Source organism: Lunatibacter salilacus (assembly GCF_009797935.1).
GTDB lineage: Bacteria > Bacteroidota > Bacteroidia > Cytophagales > Cyclobacteriaceae > Lunatibacter > Lunatibacter salilacus.
This window is the reverse complement of sequence record NZ_VOLC01000011.1, coordinates 165,301-185,033: the sequence shown is the minus strand read 5'-3', so window position 1 is coordinate 185,033 and position 19,733 is coordinate 165,301. Positions and strand designations below refer to the sequence as shown.

Sequence of the window (19,733 nt, the reverse complement as noted above, 5' to 3'; positions counted from 1 at the left end):
ACAGAATCCAGTTTTGAAACCAACGGATTTAACGTGCCCAGATGGAAAACCTTCGAGGTCTGGAAGACCTCAAAGGTTTGGGGCACGCCTCAATACCTCATAAAATTCCTTTTCCATGGCTTCTGCATCTATACGGGCGAAAATCTTCACGCTTAGCTTTTTATTTTCAGGTGGGGCATTGACGGTCAACACTTCGGAAAGGTCAGGGCGTAAATAAGCCTGTACCAAAGCCAAGTCCCACATTACCCTAGTTTGGCTTTGCGGATTTTGTTCCCTCCACCGATCTGCAAGCATTTTTTCAAGGGGAAGCTCATCGTTAAGGTTTCCATACGTTTCTTCCCTATCAAATTGTAAGGGAAGTGCTTCCTCCACTGGCATTACTGTAAAATCCAATTTCTCCAAATCCATCAGGTAATCAAAGGCGTTTAAATCATTTCTAATGTTGAATTCATTCTTACTCCATGCTTTCCTATCAAGAAAATACCTGGCGCCTAAAGAATAGATCCTAATAGAAGGCAGAATAGAAGGTTCCAAGATAATGGCGGAGGCAATGTTAGTCAACGCACCCAAAGTCAGTATATCCAATTTTTCACCTTCTTCTAGCTCATGAACAGCCTGAATTATAGCTTGGGCGGCCGGGGAATCCCTCGGCTCCTGCCCTCCCCAAGCCCGGCCAATCTGTCTATCCGCACCCAAGGGATGTGGGAGTTCCATCATGCCCATAATCTCAAGCATCTCTTCATTCAGGCGTTGACTGTCTTCCACCGTCACCAAACCCCTTGTATCATAGGCATTCCATTTATCAAAGACCAACAGGTCCGGATTATTAAAATGGGCGGAACTTAATCCGATTAATTCGATTTTTTCATCTTTCAAAACTCGGGCGATGGCATATAGATCGTCCATTTCATTGCCCGTATCGGCATCGAGCCAAACTTTCTGGGTCTGTGCCAATAAACAAGGAGAGAATAAAAGGAAAAGAAATAAGGTTTTAATTGGTAACATCGATATATTATCTGTTTAGTTTTTTGCAATATAATTCTAAATTAGCTGACAGTTTCCAAACTCGAAATTGGTAGACAATTTTTCATCTTAAAACGAAATTCTTTCCAATAATCAAATCAACATAGTTCGCATAGGGGAATTTTTACCAATTTCTGACTTAATTCTACCTTGGGACGAGGGTAAAATCCTGATAAATATATTTATTCCCAATGATTTAAATCATTTTTATTGCTGTTCATTTTTTCGAATTTGGAATTTAAAATTAGCCAGAAGGATTTCTGGATAATAAAAAAATGAACCAATGGAAAAGCAATTTAAATACATCGCATTGATTCTGGCCGTAGTCTATGGATGCTATTCAGATGATCCGGGATATATCGATAAAATTGACGCAGTTTATACAAATTTCGATGCCGGGTTCGACTTTAAAGCTGTCAGTACTTTCGCTTTGCCGGATGAAGTGATAAAAGTAGAAAAGCAGAATTTCAACCACCCGGAAAGAAATGAACCTGAATTTGTTTCAGCGCCACACGGTGAAATCATCTTAAATAGCATCAGGGAAAATATGCTCAATCTTGGTTGGACAGAGGTAGAAAAAAATGACGGGCCAGATGTCATTATCCTTCCTTCAGTATCCACCAGTACCCATATTTACTATTATTACGATTGGTATTATTGGCATTGGTGGTATCCGGGTTGGTACTCAGGTTGGTCTTGGTATTACCCGGGATATTATTATCCTGTATACAGGAGTGGGTATACTTCGGGCACACTTTTTATTCAAATGACCGATAATAGAAACGGCCAAGTGAATAATAATGTAGCTGTACCGTGGAGCGCGGTGATCAATGGTGTAATGGAAGCCGGCCGGTCCCAAATCAATCAGCGGCTAAGATCTACCATCGATCAGGCATTTGACCAGTCGCCTTACCTTAAAAAAAGCACCGGTTCGTGAACAACTTGGCTGGAGATTTCGCTGCATTTGTTCTTGGATTATAGAAGTAGTATTCACCACAAAATACTATTCTGATTTTAAACGGATAAGGTGCGTTATGTCATCGAAAACAAAAGCAGGTAAAAATTTTAGGTTTATCCGCATACCAAAACCTTGGCTCCCATCACATGTTTGTGTTTGAGATCCATTATGGCCTCATTAGCTTTGTCGAATGGATAGGTTTCTACAGCCGGGATAATTGGTATGGAAGCTGCCAGTGTAAGAAACTCGCTTACATCTGTTCGTGTTATGTTAGCTACTGTTTTTATCTCCTTTTCCATCCACAAATGATCCTGATAGGAGATGTTCAAAAGGGCATCCAGGTCACCTGACTCTTTGCGAATGGCGTTGATCACCAGTCTGCCCCCGGGCTTCAAATGCAACAGGGAGTCTACCGCTGTGGTCCAAACAGGAGTGGTATCGATAATGGCATTGGCTTTTTGAGGGGGAGTATCTGTGATCTTTCCTGCCCAAGTAGCTCCTAGATCCAAAGCGAACTTTTGCTCATCTTTGCTCCTTGCAAAAACATATACAGGTGAATTTGGATACAGATGTAGGGCCATTTTCAGAACAAGGTGACCGGAAGCCCCAAAACCAGTGAGGCCTAGTGTCTGCCCATCCGTAATGACCGTTAGCCTCAGTGACCGGTAGCCGATGGCTCCGGCACATAATAAGGGTGCGGCTTCATTGTCGGAAAATGTGGAAGGAATAGGATAGGCAAAACGCTCGTCTACAACCATGAATTCGGCGTAACCCCCGTTAGTATCCCTTCCTGTAGCCTTGAAATCAGGGCATAAATTTTCCAGTCCCGCCACACAGTATTCACATTGGCCACAGGCAGCGGATATCCATGCTACGCCTACCCTATCCCCGCTTTTGAAATATGTGGTATGCTTGCCGCATTTCTCTACTATTCCCACTACTTGATGGCCTAGTATAATGGGGTACTGCTCTGGGGGTGTCCGGCCTTCGATTTCATCCAATTCCGTATGGCATATCCCACAACAGAGAACCTTAATAAGTATTTCGAAATCTTTTGGTACAGGGACAGGGATTTCCGTAAGTTCCAGCGGACGTGAAGCTGTATCCAGATTTGAAATTCGATTTAGAAGCCAGGCTTTCATATACTTAAAATCGATTACTTGGTCATTTTGATTTGATCGAATACCTTTCCTTCCGCATCAATTTGCTTCAAGGTTAACACTTTTCCGTTAGTTTCTACCATCGTAAAGGAATGCCTATCTGAAACCAGTTTCACGGTGTAGGGTACCCAGTTTCCGGGAGGGCCTTCCTTCCATAGATCAGAATTCTCACTTATTTCGGGTTCATAAAGACCGGCACCGCCGGCACCGCTGATGATATATATTATACCATCTGCCTGGGTGTTTGTAGTGCCGTCAAAATGTTTGTCCAGCCTAAATTCTCCATTCACACTCCCTTCATCTGATATAATGTACCTTGTTCCAGCTTCATCTTTTTCAGGTTCAAACTTTAGGGGAAAGGTGCGCTGATAGTTGTGTATATGACCGTTAAACACCAAGTCCACTCCCAAGCCTTCTATCACAGGTGACAATAATCGCATTACCTGATATTCATAATGCTGGTGGCTGGAACTGAAAGGCGGATGATGGAAAGCCACAATTTTCCAATCAGCCTTGCTGCTTTTTATATCCTTTTCGAGCCATTGAATCAGCGAAGGGTCCAAGGGATTGGCATAGTAATTGGCGTCCAGGCAAGCAATATAAACATTACCATATTCAAAGGAATAATTGGAAACCCTTGGATACCTTGGGGACGTGTTTTTCAAAAAAGCACGAACCAAACTCTGGTCTCCCTCCGGTTTTACCACCTGCTGAGGTATGGGGGCATTCAGCGGCAAATCGCTGTAATAAAAATAAGCCAACCCGTCGGGGTATTTCTCAAAATCAGCACTATAAATATCATGATTTCCGAGAAGCATATAGAAGGGGATGGAACCCATCAGGGGGGCGCCTTTATCCGGCGTAGCCACCCGCCTTAGGTAATACGGAAAGAAGCGGAACCTATACTCCAGTGCCCGGCCATAGGAATAAGCCATGTCACCGGTGACAAGGGCGAATTGTGGATTGTGCTGGTACATCTGGTAAGCCAACGCAGCCTGTTCTACTGATCCCACTCCAGGGTCCCCAAACACAGTAAATTTTGTCTGGGATTTCTTTGTGCGGGATGTGAAGGTGTTTTCAGCCAGGACAGTTTCACCCAAAGAAACCCGGTAGGTATAGATTTCATCAAAATTTAACCCCTTAAGGGTTGCCCGATAAAGATAGGAGGTTTCATTGTCCAGATGGAGTTTAACGGAGGAGATTTTGACTGACTTGGGCTTAGGCGCGGATTCTACAGAATTTCCAAGTGCCCATTCCACTCTAAAATCACCGGGGATACTGTCTGTTTGCCAGACTACCACCTTTTGTTCCTTTCTGAGTTTGGGTGAATCACCTGGCTGCAGATAAGGGGAGACAAGGAGGCTTTGACCATAGGTTGATTGCAGGAAGACTAAGAGAAATCCGTGCGTACATATGCGGAGAATCAGGCCTTTCTTTTTCATGATTTTTCAATTTATTATTCTTAATTGATCACCCCAAACCGTTTTTAACGATGTAAGAGTCACTGTCAAAAATGGTTTTGAATTATTTCTGTTTATCGTGTGGTTCTGCATTTTGATGCTATATTTTCATTAAACTCTCGGTCGCTCTTTAAGATGGTAAAGAATGCATCAAAGAATTCCCGAAGGCGATCCTTCTCATCCGGGTGGATTTCTGTTTCTATTTCACTTAAAATCCCCAAAAATTGATCTTCAAATGATATAAATTCAGCTCTTATAAATTGAAATAATTCTTCACCACGGCAAAAACCCCGATATAACCGCTCACGGACGTCAGATATGGGGAGAAATTCACTCACTTGCGCATAAGGGGCGTTGACCAGGCCCGACATATCAAAATCATATGGCACGTGGATTTTGGTTATGGGAGGGACCTGTAGAATCCTGATATTATGTTGGGAAACGGCGGACCAATCGGTATTGGCAATCATGAACTGGAAAAAATCATGTCTGACAGCAGAGGTATCCTGCAGAAGGAAAGGATATATTTCCTCAGCTTTCATGATTTTTCCACCCAATCTTTTAGCCATCAAGTCTTCGTCCTCGATAAAAAAGGCTTTCAGATCATATGATTTAGACTGTCTACCCCGCTCATCAGTTAACCTCAGCGCTATTAATCTAGTTCTAAAATAATAGGGGGTGATTAATTCATAGAGTTTGTAACATAGATACTCCATGAGAATCAAATCATTGGCATTCCCATGGGTCAGGCACGGAAGTACCAGCTTGAGGGTTTTATGGTCTTCAAACAAGGTACCACTTCTTTCCTTTGCATTTATCCTCACCCTCAAAGGAGTGAAGAAACAATTTTTTCTCCTGTAAACACCCCTAGCACGGACATCAACCTGGATGGAATCCCAAGCTTCTTTTTCAATTCTATAATGAAGATATGTCGGGAAATAACGTTTGTCGCTATTGCTTCTCCGCAGTTCTCTAAAAGCGTATCCCAATCGAATCTCTAAGGAATTTGGGTTCCCAAAAAGCTCCTTACCGGGTGCTTCCTGGGCAACGTTGATACTATATAACAGCAAGAAAAAAACAAAAGCAGCTAATCCCAGCTTCATCTATATCTTATTTCATTGTATACCTTTTGCTTCAACACCCACCGGATAAACTGCTCCTTTTAGCGCAATGAAATCCGTATATTTGCACAAACCAGAATAATTAGATTGTGCCACCCGAATGGATAATTTTAAACACATCCTGCAATACCAAATAAAAAAATATAAAAATCACTATATAAAGTAATTGGATAAATATAATCAATAATCTCCAAAAAAGAGGGGAGTTTTAATGAAAAAGCAAGAAGATCAAAAAAGCAAGTACGCCAATTCCAAACCCATACATGTTCACCTGGTAGGCGTATCCTAACAAATTATATTTCTGTTTTAGAATAACACCCTGACCATACAAATCTATGAGCATTTGCTCGTAAATATCTTTTCTGGAATGCAATAACTCTTCCATCTTTGCAATGTAATCCTTTTGAGAATATTCAGCAATCACCCCAAAGAACAGCAAACTTTGTTTTTCGGAGAGATTAGGTTTTAAATGGGACTCAATTATTTTGGGTTGAGCAGCCAAGATGGCCAAAATAGCGGATGTGAGGCAGGAAAGAACGATTATCATCATTGGGATAATAATGTTGTACCGATAAAAATCCATTTGATCTGCAATTATCCCATATCCGGAAATAGCGATGATGGAGGATATGATAACGGTATTGATACTGATGATAATGTTCGCCTTGTTATCAATGATCTGCCTCAAATTGGTTTGGTTTCGATAAGTTGTGCGAAAAAGTGTCTCCCTTTCTCTTCCTGATTTTTTTTTACGGTCTTCTATTTCACTTTCCATACTGTATCAAAATTTTCAATCCCCATATTTTTAAAAACACCCAAACCGTTCCTATCATTTTTATGAATATAACATATTCATATTATTTTTTGACATTAGGCATGTTAATTTTGATTATTTTTTTAAATTAGGACAGGTTCATGCCAAGGGAAAAATTCAATGGGGAACCCCTTTGGATTCAACTCCAATAAAAAGCCGCAACTATGGATGGCAGCATACAAAAGAAAATAAAAACCATAGGCCTGCTTGTTCTTTTTCTAATTTCAGGCCTATTGAATGCCCAACCGATATCGTTGTTTGGGGATGAAATAATTCCAATTACACTCTCAGGTGATTTGAAGGAGTTGTTGAATGACCGAACGGGTAAACCGCAATTCCGGCCAATTACCATATCCTACCTAGGCGAGGATTCCTCCCTGATTTCCATTCCTATTCGAAGCCGGACACGGGGTAATTTTCGCAGAGCCAAAGGAAATTGCACCCATCCTCCATTATTGTTGAATTTCTCCAAAAAAAACCGTGAAGGAACCATCTTTAACCAACAGGACAGAATGAAATTGGTAATGCCCTGCAGGGGGGATAAATATGTCCTTCAGGAGTATTACGTTTACAAACTTTATAACTTGATTTCTCCCAAAAGTTTCCGCGCCCAATTGGTGGAACTGATATTGGATGACCCTGAGTTGAATCCAAGGGACAAGGGCCCTTTTTTTGGGATTTTGCTGGAAGAAGAAGATCAAATGGCCGCAAGAAACAACAGTATTTCGATTGACAAGCAACTGATCAGGCCAGAGCAAACCGTACGGAATGATTTTTTGAACATGGCTGTCTTTCAATATATGATCGGTAATACGGACTGGTCTGTGCAATACCGACAAAATATAAAACTGATTGCTCCTGATTCCTCATCCAGGCCAGTTACCGTTCCATATGATTTTGATCATGCAGGTATAGTCGGCGCACCTTACGCCAAGCCGGCAGTTGAATTAGACATGCGATCTATCAGACAGAGGAGGTACCGGGGCTTTTGTATGGATGAAATGGCAGGCTTCGATAGCGTCTTCCTTCATTTTAATGAACTAAAAGAAGATATCTATTCTCTTTATATAAATAGTGAACTTCTGGACAAAAAGTATATCCGGTCTACCTTAAAGTATCTGGATGATTTTTATAAAACTATTAATGATGTCCGGGGAGCAAGGAGGGAATTCCAATATCCCTGCCAAGCAGGTGGAACAGGTAACGTAGTCATAAAAGGATTGGGGAATTAAATTTTTTCAAGTTTAAATATTTTTGCCAACCCAACCCATAGTCTAAAAACCCCGGAGACATGTTCTATCCCGCTTTGATGATTGAATTAATTCATTAATTCAATTTAAATTTGTCTATAGGTTGCAGGGTGGGTATTTTTCAGTTGGGATTAAAGGCGGGGATTAGGGAGCATCTTGGCTTTTCAGTTTGTGAAATAAAAAAATATAGCATTTAAAATGCTATTGAGAATTCATAAGGTTTTAGGGGTTCAAATCCTTTTTATCAGCTATTCGGGATTTGCAAATCCCGAATAGCTGATAGCTGAAATGCCATTCCTGTCAATATCCAGCCGCATGGCCGTCTTTCCTGGATTCTGAAGCTCCGTAATAAACTTTATTCACAGGATCGTATCGAATACCCTGATATCCGCCATAGACGTGGGTGGGGGCATATCCGAATCTGTGCCCCATCGAATAAAGTGCTTTGACGGTTTCATTTGGAAACCCAACTTCCATTGTGATTATACCTACGCCTTGCGAATTTTCTCCTGTAGGTTCTGAAGATCCCTGATGGTCAAATCGGGGAGCATCTCCAGCTTCCTGAATATTCATTCCAAAATCAATCATATTCATCAGGATTTGTACATGTCCAAGGGGTTGGAATGAGCCTCCCATTACTCCAAAACTAAAAAATGGTAGCCCGTCCAAGGTGACAAAGGCAGGAATTATGGTATGAAACGGTCTCTTATTAGGTTCGTATGTGTTAAATTCCCCTTCATTCAGGTTAAATAATGCCCCTCTATTCTGCAACATAAATCCTAGCCCCTTTGGCACCATACCCGAACCGAAACCCATGTAATTACTTTGGATTAAAGAAACTATGTTTCCCTCTTTATCCGCTACCGTTAAATAAATGGTATCTCCGTCCTTAAGGCCGGGATTTCCAGCCTCAAAATTCGCCCCTGCTTGTTGCCTGCTTATCAGTTTCCTTCGTTCATCCGCATAGTCCTTGGATATTAAAGTGCTTACGGGTATTTTGTTAAACTCCGGATCTGCATAAAATTTTGCCCTATCTTCATAGGCAAGTTTTTTTGCTTCCGTGAATAAATGAATGTGCTCCGGTGAACCAAATGGAATATCGGTAAAGTCATAGGCTTCCAATAAATTCAGCATTTGGAGAACTGCTATTCCCTGACCATTGGGCGGAAGCTCCCATACTTCATATCCTCGGTAGGTGGTCGATACCGGGTCAATCCATTCCGAACGATGGTCCGCCAAGTCCTTTAAAGATAAAAAGCCACCGTTTTCTTTCATATACTGATCTATGGTTTTGGCTATCTCTCCCTTGTAAAATGCGTCCCGGCCACCATTTGCGATCTTCTGTAAGGTATTGGCCAGGTCAGGTCGTTTTAAAATATCTCCCTTTTTAGGAATGTTTCCATCAATGGAAAAGTGTTCTCTGAATTCAGGATATTCATCGTATCTTTTTGTACCTATAGACTGGCTTAATTCATCCGCCACAGGAAATCCCTCCTTGGCGTATTTAATGGCTGGCGCTAAAATATTGGCCATTTCCATTTTACCGAAGGTTTGATGCATTTCATACCAACCGTCAACACACCCGGGAACAGAAACAGCCAACGGACCTAAAGCAGGAATATATTCCAGATTTTGATCTTTAAAATGTTGCATTGTGAGCGAGTGGGGAGACCTGCCGCTGGCATTAAGCCCATACAATTTTTGGGTTTTTGCATCCCAGATAATCGCAAACAGATCTCCGCCAATTCCATTTACATGAGGTTCTACCACACCTTCCATCGCATTGGCTGCAATAGCGGCATCTATTGCGTTTCCTCCCTGTTTTAAAATATCCAGAGCTACCTGGGTGGATAAGGGATGACTGGTACAGGCCATGCCATTTTGTGCCAATACCTCAGAGCGGGTGGCAAAACTCTTCCCGGAACTCCTGTTCTGGGATATCGCTTCCTGGGTAACGACTACAAACAAAGCGGCGCTTAAACCGAGGTAGATCGAACATTTGAATAATGATTTCATGTTTTTTGGGGTTTGACTTCAAAATTTATTGGGCAATAATCAGGACTGATGGGATTGTTGATTTAAGATTGGTGGATTATTAATGCAGAGTGTTGAATGATGATTTAGGATTTAGTACTTCCTTTACCGTGAATTTGGTAAATAAGTATATTGTAAATTTAATGTAAGGGTTTGGGATTGCAAATCCCACTTATCTGAATTCGGGTTTTCAAATCCCGAATAGCCGTATATTTTATGAATAAATCATTGTTGAACGGATCAATAATGGGTGTCAACTTACTAATATCCATTAAATACACTATTTTTATAAGTTACCGTGTATACCATTTAATAGAAGAACCGCTACTTGATTAGTGCGTGACTTCCATTTCTTGGCTTTAAGCCTTTAAATATTTGATATTCAACCCATTTCGATCTGGTTTATTTTTAGATAGGACAATCTATGAACCATTAGTTGATTTAAATAATACCGCTTAACCTGATATAGTAAAAATACACGGAATTAAAATCTTATTTTGCTAAAATGGTAGCATGGGTCAGTAAATTTAAAGTTGAAAATGGTATGGAGGAGGAAGTGAAAAAGGCTTTTAAAACCCGGCCTGGATTTGTCGAGAGTGCCAAAGGATTTGTGAGATTGGATGTATTAAGTCCTATAAATAACCCTGCGGAAATTCACCTGATTACTTATTGGGAAAGTGACGAAGATTTTGAATTCTGGCATCGGAATCATTTAAAGGAATCGCACAAAAATATCCCCAAAGGTTTGAAACTTATCCCTAGAAGTTGGGAGCTAACGAAATACGAATACATCAGCAGTTAGTTATGACAACACTGAATGTACAATCATTTGCTGAAAATTCAGGTGAACTGGCAAATCGTATTACAAGCTTACATTTTGAACGCAATCCCGGTCTGATAGAACGATACGGCGCAGAGGGCAAAAACCGTTGTTATGAGGATGCCGTTTTTCACCTCCAATTTCTGGCTGAAGCATTGACAATGAATCTCCCGGATATGTATGCAAATTATATCCTTTGGGCGGCAGCCATGTTAAAATCAAGGAATATTCCGGAGACAGACCTTCAAGATAACCTTAATTTCGTCCAAACAGCCATTCATGAAATCCTGGGAGGCCAGTTCTCCGCCGTCTCTAAGGAATATATCTCTGCTGCCAAAGAAAAGCTAAATGAAAAAGTTGAAGAAATCCTATCATATATCACTGATGACAATCCCTTAAAAAATGAAGTAAATACCTATTTGGAGTTTTTGTTACTGGGGAAAAGGCAGGAAGCAGCACTACTGATTTCAGAATTGGTTCAAAATGGCACTTCAGTCAAAGATGTGTATCAATTTATCTTTCAAGTATCCCAATATGAAGTAGGCCGTCTTTGGCAGTGTAATAAAATTACTGTCGCCCACGAGCATTATTGTACTGCCGCAACCCAGCAGATCATGTCGGGCCTATACCACCATATTTTTTCTACCAAACGAAACGGGAAAACATTGGTTGCTTGTTCTATTTCAGGTGAAATGCACGAATTGGGCATACGCATGGTCACCGATTATTTTGAGATGGATGGATGGGACACCTATTATTTGGGTAGTAATTTACCTGATACTCATTTACAGAAATATTTAAAAGAATACAAGGCAGATGTTCTGGCTCTTTCGGTGACCCTGCCTCTCCATGTAAGCAAGGCTGCGACTTTAATCAAAAAAATACGCGACGATAAGGATTTCGCAAACTTAAAAATAATGGTGGGTGGGTATCCATTTCTTACTAATCCGAATCTATGGCAGAAAGTAGCTGCCGATGCTTTTGCCGAAAATGCCGATCAGGCAATTCAGACGGCTAACAATCTGGTAAATCCATAACATGGAAAAAATAAAGAATGCCAACAAAATCATCCTGAAGTGTAATAACCAAGGTATTGTAACTCAAATATTTTTGGACACCGCCTGCCTGTTGGAAAATATTAAGCTTCCGGTAAGTTTACATAGTCTGGTATCCCCAATTTCCATTAAGGAATTGGGTAGTTTCTGGCTCTCCATTCAGGAAGATGCCATGGAAGAGAATACGGTCCTTGCACTACGCTATAATGATAAACATACTTCGTACATTTTTTCCGGCTATTTATTGGACGAAACAGTTTTACTCTGCGGAAGTACCGAACTGACATCTACCGAAAAAGCATTGGAAGAAATCATGCTGATTAATAATGAGCAGACAAACCAAATAAGGCTTACTGAAAAAAAGGTAGTCAATATCCTAAAGGATGTTGAGAAGCGGGAAATTAATGAAGCATTATTAAATGACTTCTCCGCATTGAACAACGAATTGATTAACAACAAGCGTGAATTGGTGCGTAAAAATCAGAAAATTGAAATTTTGAATAAAGAACTGAATGCGGTTAATCAAAACATGACCCTGTTTACTTATTCTGTTTCCCATGACTTAAAAGAACCGGTAAGAATGGTGAAATCCTTTTTATCGGTGTTTCATGAAAAGTATGCAGAAAGCTTGGACCCTAAAGCCCTATCTTATATAGAGATGGCATTGGACGGTGCGCAAAGGCTAAACAAAATGCTTACGGATTTACTGGAGTATCATCAGTCTTCCGGAAGTTTCACCACTACCGAAACCGTGGACCTGAATGAGGTGTTTATGGAGGTAAAGCAAATTCTTCAAACTGAAATTGAGCAAAAGAAAGCCATAGTTACCAGCGAAAAATTACCTACAATTAAGGGCTCATTTGCAGGTTACCTGCAGGTATTTCAAAACCTTCTTTCCAATGCTTTTAAATTTGTTACCGAAGGGAAAACGCCACTTGTTTCCATTCGTGTGGAAGAGAAGGATAAAACCTATACCATTATGATAAAGGATAATGGTATAGGTATCGCAGAAGATCAAAAGCACCAAGTTTTCAATTTTTTTAAACGACTTAATTCCCCTCAGCAATACGAAGGTACAGGCATGGGTTTGGCTATGGTAAAGAAAAGCATCGAAAGAATGGGAGGCGAAGTTTGGTTGGAATCAGAAGAAGGCAAAGGAAGCACCTTTTATTTCACCATTAAGAAAGGGACTATATCTTAAATAATTATACTCGTTGGAAAATGTTTAAAATCCTGCAACACTTTAAGTCTTTGCAGGATCTTTAATGTACCTGATGTCAAGCTATTGATTGGCGGAGAAAACCCGGATATTCTCCAAATGGATCAGCGGAAAGCTGAGAATACCACATCCCCCGCCATTTCCTGTATACCTCATAATTCTCCGGCTTAGTCAGGTCCGCACCGGGGTGCATGGGTCTATTGGTAGGACCGTACCGGACTTTTACAGCTATTCCAGCGAAACGGTGCGCCATAGTCTCCACATCCTTCCAGAGTGGGGCTATCTTTGGATCCATTACACCCACATCCATATAACCGACGGAACCATGCCATCCACCACATCCGTCACCCTGGCTCCATTGTAAAGCTCCAACAGGACCTCATCATCAATTTCAGCGGCGACTTGGGCTATGACAACGGGAAAGGGAAAACCTACGCAGAAAAATACAAAAAGGTATAAGGATTTTTTGATTAAAGTTTTCATAATTAAGTTGATCTGGGTTATTGAGCCATTGACTTTATGTTTGTTTATATTGGTCATTTAAAATAGGGAATAATTTTTAATTTAAAATAATTCCACTCAAGCCAATACAAATATCCGTTTTACTCCTATTGATAGGAACACTATTCTCTTGCTTCTCCTGCTGGGTGAAATTTGCAATTTCTCCCTGATATCTACGGAAAAATCTTTTGAAAAAACTAAATCATATGGCCATTTGCAATGGCCATCCGTAAATGAAAAACAGGTAATAGCATCATACCATCAAATAATCACAACATCAATAGATAAACCCCATCTCCCGTTCCCAGCCAGATGGTGCCATCCGGGGCTTGGGCTATGGCAAAAACGCTGATCTCTTTGAAAGTTTCTTCGTCGTAGGTCCAGGTATTATTTTGATACAGGGCATATCCTCCCGATCCGGCACACCATACCCGGTCGGAACGGTCTACGAAGATTTGAATTACCGACAAGGGTCGGTCGGACATAATCTGCCGTCCCTCGCTTTCATCGAAGGTAAATAGCGGCGGCCTGCTCAGAGCAATGGTGCTGGAAAGGGAATAATCAATGCCTCCGATTAACTCGCCCCGGCTGTTTTCGTCGAGGTTGGAGATAGAATACGGGCTAAAACCAAGGCTTTCTGAATCGAACAGTGTCCAGTCCTCCTCCCGGATTTTTGCCAAGTGCAGGTTGCCGACGCTGCTTTGGGACGAGAGCCAGACCTCGTCGTTGCTTCCTACCTTCACCGCACTTACCCAGTGGGCGGGTAAGGGAGAATTGTCCGGGGTGTAAAATGAAAGGGAATCGCCATCCAGCCTGCCCAGCCCTCCATGGTTAAATCCTCCCACCGCAAACCAAACACGGTCTTTTGAATCGATGTCCAGCGCCGTGACATTGCCTTCCATAAGCGGATTATCGTCATACCGGATAAAATCTTGCCCGTCAAATTTCACAAGACCATCAGCAGCCATGTAAACCTGGTTTTTGCTGTCCACTTTGATGGCCCTTACCATACCAGTGATTTCAGGATATACCATTACGCTCTGACCGTCGAACTTGATCAGGCCCTGATTCAAGGTGCCAAACCAGGCATTGCCCTGCCCATCAAACGCCATTGCGGTAATGTGGTAACCTTTCAGCAAGGGCTGGGCGGTCGGTTCTTCCATTGGCTCTTCACAGGCCGCCAAGAATAGGGAAAAAGAAATTACGAAAATAAAACCAGGTATTTTCATAGTTAATGTGCCATTAGTCTTAAATAATTTTCCTTCAAGTTAATTACTTTTCCGATTTCAAACTAAAAATACTGTAATTCGCAGATACAAATTTTGATCCATGAAGAAAAAGTACTTTCCGTCACTATGCGATCCTCCTATAAATAAAAAGCCCTCCAGATTTCACTCTGCTTATTTAGACAACTAACTGATAATAATCGAAATCTGGAAGGTTTGCGCATTTAGGGTTATTTATTTGACTGTAGATCCAACTGGATTTCCTCCAGCGACCGTCCCTTTGTTTCAGGCATGCGAGTAGCTACCCAAATCAATTGAAGAACCATCATAAGAGCAAAAAAAATAAATATATATCCTGCACCAAAACTGTTTGCAACAAAAGGGAATATATTGGCCACAATTGCTGCAAATATCCAGTGGGTAAATGAACCCAACGACTGCCCGAACGCTCGTAACTCGTTGGGGAATATTTCAGAGATAAAAACCCAGATTACCGCTCCTTGTCCAATAGAATGAGACCCAACAAATGCAAATACAAATATGGGTAACCAACTCGAATCTATGGCTCCGCCGAAATAACTGTATGCCATCAGAGAAAGGGAAATGATATAGCCAACCGATCCAATGTACATCAACATTCTCCTACCAATTCTATCAATTAGAAAAAGACCCAACATCGTAGTTACTACTATCATCAAGCCAATCCCAACAGTGGAAACCAGTGCATCTTCTGTGGAAATGCCGGCGGATTCAAATATTCTAGGCGCAAAATAGATTATGGCATTGATTCCAGACATCTGATTAAAGAAGGCTATCAATATTGCCATAAAACTGATTTTCCGGAATTTTCCACGGAATAACATAGAAACGCCAACAACACCCTTCATCGCTTTGGCTTCCTCCATAGCCAGCTTGATGGCTACCTCCGCTCCTTCCGGATCGGTTCTGGACAAAATCGCCCTTGCACCTTCCAAATCCATTTTCTTTGCAATGAGCCATCTCGGGCTCTTCGGAACCCTAAAAATCAGTATACTATAAATCAAAGCAGGAATGGCCTCTACCCCTAGCATCCATCTCCAAGACTCATTAAGAATCGCGGTTCCAATAAGGTAATTGGAGAGGTATGCCATCAGAATTCCGAAGACAATGTTGAACTGATAAAGGGCTACTAGTTGACCCCGGCGGGAAGCAGGGGCAATTTCGCTAATATACATGGGTGCTACCACCGAAGAAGCTCCAACGCCCAAGCCCCCAATAAACCTAAAAACCATAAACGTAATGACATCAGGGGCAAAAGCCGATCCTATAGCAGATACCAAATAAAATATACCAATCCACAACAAAGAAGTTTTCCGTCCGAATTTATCCGCAGGAATTCCGCCAAACAGGGCACCGATGACAGTCCCATAGAGGGCTATTGCTACCGCTAGACCATGGCTTAAATCGTCCAGATCCCAGAGCTTTTGGATCTCTCTTTCCGCACCTGAGATCACAGCGGTATCAAACCCGAACAAAAAACCACCAAGTGCAGCGGTGATGGACAGGAAAAGGACATAGTTCTTACTTTGCATGTTTTAAAGTCTTCGAGTGAACAATAGCCGGGTTATTGAAATACCTTACTGATTATCATCCAACTAATAAAAATGGGGGGGGGGATGCTCAAATGAATTCCCCCCATTTTAATATAATGATTTTATTATCTTATTTTTCTTCCTTAATCTTACCAAATCGATTCCAGGTAATAAAGGGAATTGTTTTCACCAAAACCTGTCAATTTCAACTCTGTGTATGGCTTGGTCGGAAATATGATTTCCGTCATTACCGTTTCCCCATCATTGATAAATACCTCAATCGAAGATCTGTCGAGAAAGATGTGTACTTTTTCGGCTTTGTTAGCAGCTATTGGAGCATGGTGAACTGTTCCGAAACCATCCCAGAAATCGGTTTCCCCAGATGTACTTCGATCCAAACTCAATTGATTTCCAACTTTGCTAACTAGGAGTTTTTCTCCGGAATCGTTACTGAATTCCAGGGAAAAATCCGCTTCTTTTGGCTGGAGCTCAAGTTCGACCAATTCCTCTGTAAGGGAGAAACCCTCCTCAGAAAAGCTTTGTGAAGAGGACCGGATTTTTTCCAGTTCCTCAACAGGCTTGGACGCAATCAGGAAGCCATCTCCCTTTTTTACCAAATGGAGCGAGCGGGGAAGTGTCATGGCTGACCGCCAATTTTCGGTAGGGACTATGTTCGCATAGTTCCAATTGCTCATCCACCCGATAAACAGCCTTCTACCATCCGATTCCGGTACGTTCGACCAGGTAACTCCCGCATAATTGTCTGTTCCATAATCCAGCCATTTGATTTCGCTGCTTTCTACGTTGAAATTGCTACCATCAAAATCCCCTATAAAGTATTGGGTTGCCGATCCGCCATTGGGACCGCCCGGATTGATACTGACTAATAAAACCCATTTTTCCTCTCCCCCATCCGTAGTCAGCGTAAAAAGGTCAGGGCATTCCCAAACACCCCCATAAGCGGCCCATTCCGTATTAAAATCAGATTCAAAAGTCCAGTCTAACAGATTGGGAGAGGAGTAAAAACTTATTTTATCTTTCACGGCCAGGGTCATGATCCATTTTCCTTGTTGGGGGGCAGTTTCCACCCATGCCACTTTTGGGTCTCTAAAATCCCTTATCCCAGGGTTTTTTAAAACCGGATTACCTTCGTATTTGGTCCAGCTTCTGCCTTTGTCCGTACTGTAGGCAATACCTTGGGTCTGAAAATCATCCCGGCCCGCCTCTGCACCTGCAGCATCATGGTAGGTATAAATGGCTACCATGGCTGGGGCTTCAGTAGTACCAAGACCACTTGTATTCTCTAGGTCCATCACTGCTGATCCGGAAAAAATAGTCCCAAGGCTGTCGGGAGCCAAGGCCACTGGCATATGCTCCCAATAAACCAAATCGGTGGAAATAGCGTGTCCCCAATGCATGGGACCCCACACGTTCCCATCCGGGTGATGCTGGTAAAACAAATGGTATTCCCCGTCATAATATACCATACCGTTGGGATCGTTCATCCAATTCGTGGCAGGCGTAAAATGAAATTGCGGCCTGTAAGGTTCATTGAATTTCGATTCGTTAGCTGTCTCCTCCTTTTTATCTGTTGCGCAGGCAAGGGCAAGAAAAAGGAAAAACACAGCAAGGAGTTGATTAAAGATTTTCATATTCTTATGGTTGAATGCATTTTTTGAAGGTAATGCCATATATTTTTGATTTCAAATTTTTGCGTAATTATTGGAAAAAATCAGCCGTCCGTAACTTGGACAGCTGATTCAATGGGCTCAATAGCCAGAATTTTGTTTATACACACCTCTGGTAAAATCAATTTCCCTCTGGGGAATAGGATAATATTCGTCCCTACCGGCGGTAAATTGGGCGTTGGACAGAAAATCCCGCCTTACCCTTTCCCTGGCCAGATAATCATTAAGGACTATCGCTGCTTCACCCCACCTTACCAAGTCGAAAAAGCGGCTGCCTTCCATGGCAAATTCCATTCTCCTTTCAAATTTTAATGCCTTCCAAGCAAACTCCTTATTTGGGAAAGATTCATAAGGGGCCACATGGTAGATATCAGAGGCCCCTGCAGCCAACGGCCTCTGTGTGCTTGCCGCCGCTCTTTCTCTGACTTCATTGATCAATGGCAATGCTTCATTCCATCGGTTGAGTTGAATTAAAGCCTCAGCTTTGAAGAGGAGTACGTCGGCATAGCGGATAAAATCAATGTTTTTGGAAGTCCCTATAAATGGGCCTTCCTTTACATAGCAGGAGCAATCCGGGGCCTGCTGTTCCTTCATGTTTCCGAAATAGCCATATACTCCCGGATCTCTAGCCCAGCTAAAGTTGTAAACCATGTCTCCTGGCTGGTTGACAGTATTTCGATATTTAAATGGTCTTCCCGGTATGCCTACCGTATGGTCAATTCGTGGATCAACAGTTAGCCCAGCGGCCGGTGTGGATGTGCCGTCAGGTCCGACGGTATTGAAAATATTCACCTCATTAAAGCTATCCAACAAAGGCAACCCATCTGAACCGGTTCTGAAGGCATTAACCATATTCTGACTGGCTAAATGGAACCCACAACAGCCATATAACCCGGTTCCATGGGGAGAGTTTAGCCCCGTTACGTAGCTAACTCTACTGACCACTGTTCCGTCATTTATGGAAAACTGGATTGCCCAGATAGATTCTGGACCGTTGTCGTGCCCATCCAGGAAATTATTGCCAAAATCCGGCTCCAACACTCCTGTTACCTCATCCGCATATTGAATAACCTCTTCCAATCGGGAAGCATTGATACTGGTCACCTGATGCTGATCGTTTTGTTCGTAGGCTTGGTATAATCTTAGTTTGGCCAGATAGGCTGCCGCAGCATTCCTGTCTGCTCTTCCCACTTCGTCCTGCGATGGAGGTAAGTTGTTATAGGCGAATAAGAAGTCGTCAGCAATTTTATTCCAAAGTTCATCATTAGGTACATCATTGGATACCTGGGCCATTTCTTCTTGGCTTAATCCTTCCTGAATATAGGGGATTTTTTTGAATAACAACTTAAGCATAAAATGGGAATGGGCTCTGAGAAACCTTAGCTCTGCCTGTCTCAACGTCTTGTTTTCATATTCTTCTGAAGGGATTTCATTGATAACAGTCAGCGCAAAATTGGCTCGGGAAATGGCTTTGTAGTAGTTGGTCCATGTACGGGGAGCCATGAAGTCACCCTGATCGGGTATGGTCAGGTTATATTGCTCATATCGGTCTATTTCACCGACATCTCCCCGGCCCCCGCCTCCTTTGTACGCATCGTCAGACCGTACACTCCCATAGACCCACTGAGAAGTCAAAGGCCCTACCATTTCATCATTTCCGATTCCAGCGTAAGCAGCAATCACCAATCCTTCGGCATTTCCGGGAGTAGCCACATTTTCACTGGACAAGACCCCTCTTGGTTCATACTCCAGAAAATCTCCGGAGCATGATCCCATGGTGAGGGAGATCAGAATCATCATCAGATATATATTGATATTTTTCATGAGTTGTAT

Annotated in this window: 17 protein-coding genes; 5 read left to right on the top strand and 12 right to left on the bottom strand. The window is 42.0% G+C overall.

The features are described from left to right. Positions 1-69: 69 nt before the first annotated feature. Positions 70-1,005: a nucleoside hydrolase gene (locus FQ608_RS15955; RefSeq protein ID WP_158859237.1), complete on the bottom strand. Its 936-nt coding sequence runs from the start codon at positions 1,003-1,005 to the stop codon at positions 70-72. A gap of 301 nt (positions 1,006-1,306) precedes the next feature. Between FQ608_RS15955 and FQ608_RS15950 the strand changes: the two genes are divergently transcribed. After that, positions 1,307-1,960: a DUF4136 domain-containing protein gene (locus FQ608_RS15950; RefSeq protein WP_158859236.1), complete on the top strand. Its 654-nt coding sequence runs from the start codon at positions 1,307-1,309 to the stop codon at positions 1,958-1,960. A gap of 134 nt (positions 1,961-2,094) precedes the next feature. Here the strand turns inward: FQ608_RS15950 and FQ608_RS15945 are convergent, their stop codons facing one another. From FQ608_RS15945 to FQ608_RS15930, 4 genes are all read right to left on the bottom strand, one after another. After that, on the bottom strand, positions 2,095-3,123 hold the full coding sequence (locus tag FQ608_RS15945) for a zinc-dependent alcohol dehydrogenase family protein (RefSeq protein WP_158859235.1): 1,029 nt from the start codon (positions 3,121-3,123) through the stop codon (positions 2,095-2,097). Between the two features lie 14 nt (positions 3,124-3,137). Beyond that, positions 3,138-4,583, bottom strand: a complete 1,446-nt coding sequence (locus tag FQ608_RS15940) for a purple acid phosphatase family protein (protein ID WP_158859234.1) — start codon at positions 4,581-4,583, stop codon at positions 3,138-3,140. A 92-nt stretch (positions 4,584-4,675) separates the two neighbouring features. After that, on the bottom strand, positions 4,676-5,704 hold the full coding sequence (locus tag FQ608_RS15935; RefSeq protein WP_158859233.1) for a hypothetical protein: 1,029 nt from the start codon (positions 5,702-5,704) through the stop codon (positions 4,676-4,678). Positions 5,705-5,930: 226 nt separating this feature from the next. Beyond that, on the bottom strand, positions 5,931-6,497 hold the full coding sequence (locus tag FQ608_RS15930) for a Pycsar system effector family protein (protein ID WP_158859232.1): 567 nt from the start codon (positions 6,495-6,497) through the stop codon (positions 5,931-5,933). A 203-nt stretch (positions 6,498-6,700) separates the two neighbouring features. Between FQ608_RS15930 and FQ608_RS15925 the strand changes: the two genes are divergently transcribed. Beyond that, positions 6,701-7,768 carry a hypothetical protein gene (locus tag FQ608_RS15925; RefSeq protein ID WP_158859231.1) on the top strand — a complete coding sequence of 356 codons (1,068 nt, stop codon included), beginning with the start codon at positions 6,701-6,703 and terminating at the stop codon, positions 7,766-7,768. 318 nt (positions 7,769-8,086) lie between these two features. Here FQ608_RS15925 and ggt read toward each other — a convergent pair whose 3' ends face one another. Then, positions 8,087-9,802, bottom strand: coding sequence for a gamma-glutamyltransferase (gene ggt / locus FQ608_RS15920; RefSeq protein WP_158859230.1), 1,716 nt, complete (start codon positions 9,800-9,802; stop codon positions 8,087-8,089). A gap of 523 nt (positions 9,803-10,325) precedes the next feature. On the opposite strand from ggt, the gene FQ608_RS15915 reads away from it, so the two are divergent. Genes FQ608_RS15915 through FQ608_RS15905 form a run of 3 tightly spaced genes read left to right on the top strand, consistent with a single transcriptional unit; the run spans position 10,326 to position 12,896 of the window. Then, positions 10,326-10,622: an antibiotic biosynthesis monooxygenase family protein gene (locus tag FQ608_RS15915; RefSeq protein ID WP_158859229.1), complete on the top strand. Its 297-nt coding sequence runs from the start codon at positions 10,326-10,328 to the stop codon at positions 10,620-10,622. A 2-nt stretch (positions 10,623-10,624) separates the two neighbouring features. Further along, entirely contained in the window at positions 10,625-11,677 is a 1,053-nt protein-coding gene (locus FQ608_RS15910) for a cobalamin B12-binding domain-containing protein (protein ID WP_158859228.1), read from the top strand. A gap of 1 nt (position 11,678) precedes the next feature. Beyond that, on the top strand, positions 11,679-12,896 hold the full coding sequence (locus tag FQ608_RS15905) for a sensor histidine kinase (protein ID WP_158859227.1): 1,218 nt from the start codon (positions 11,679-11,681) through the stop codon (positions 12,894-12,896). 76 nt (positions 12,897-12,972) lie between these two features. Here the strand turns inward: FQ608_RS15905 and FQ608_RS15900 are convergent, their stop codons facing one another. From FQ608_RS15900 to FQ608_RS15875, 6 genes are all read right to left on the bottom strand, one after another. Then, the gene (locus FQ608_RS15900) at positions 12,973-13,209 is read right to left on the bottom strand and encodes a hypothetical protein (RefSeq protein WP_158859226.1); all 237 of its coding nucleotides are present in this window, start codon (positions 13,207-13,209) and stop codon (positions 12,973-12,975) included. Then, positions 13,209-13,397: a hypothetical protein gene (locus FQ608_RS15895; RefSeq protein WP_158859225.1), complete on the bottom strand. Its 189-nt coding sequence runs from the start codon at positions 13,395-13,397 to the stop codon at positions 13,209-13,211. Before FQ608_RS15895 ends, FQ608_RS15900 begins: the two co-directional genes overlap by 1 nt. A gap of 287 nt (positions 13,398-13,684) precedes the next feature. After that, a complete protein-coding gene (locus FQ608_RS15890) occupies positions 13,685-14,644 on the bottom strand; it encodes a two-component regulator propeller domain-containing protein (protein WP_158859224.1) in 960 nt (319 codons plus the stop codon). Positions 14,645-14,871: 227 nt separating this feature from the next. After that, a complete protein-coding gene (locus FQ608_RS15885; RefSeq protein ID WP_158859223.1) occupies positions 14,872-16,212 on the bottom strand; it encodes a sugar porter family MFS transporter in 1,341 nt (446 codons plus the stop codon). Between the two features lie 149 nt (positions 16,213-16,361). Beyond that, on the bottom strand, positions 16,362-17,864 hold the full coding sequence (locus tag FQ608_RS15880; protein ID WP_158859222.1) for a glycoside hydrolase family 32 protein: 1,503 nt from the start codon (positions 17,862-17,864) through the stop codon (positions 16,362-16,364). Positions 17,865-17,981: 117 nt separating this feature from the next. After that, a complete protein-coding gene (locus tag FQ608_RS15875) occupies positions 17,982-19,724 on the bottom strand; it encodes a RagB/SusD family nutrient uptake outer membrane protein (protein ID WP_158859221.1) in 1,743 nt (580 codons plus the stop codon). Positions 19,725-19,733 lie beyond the last annotated feature (9 nt).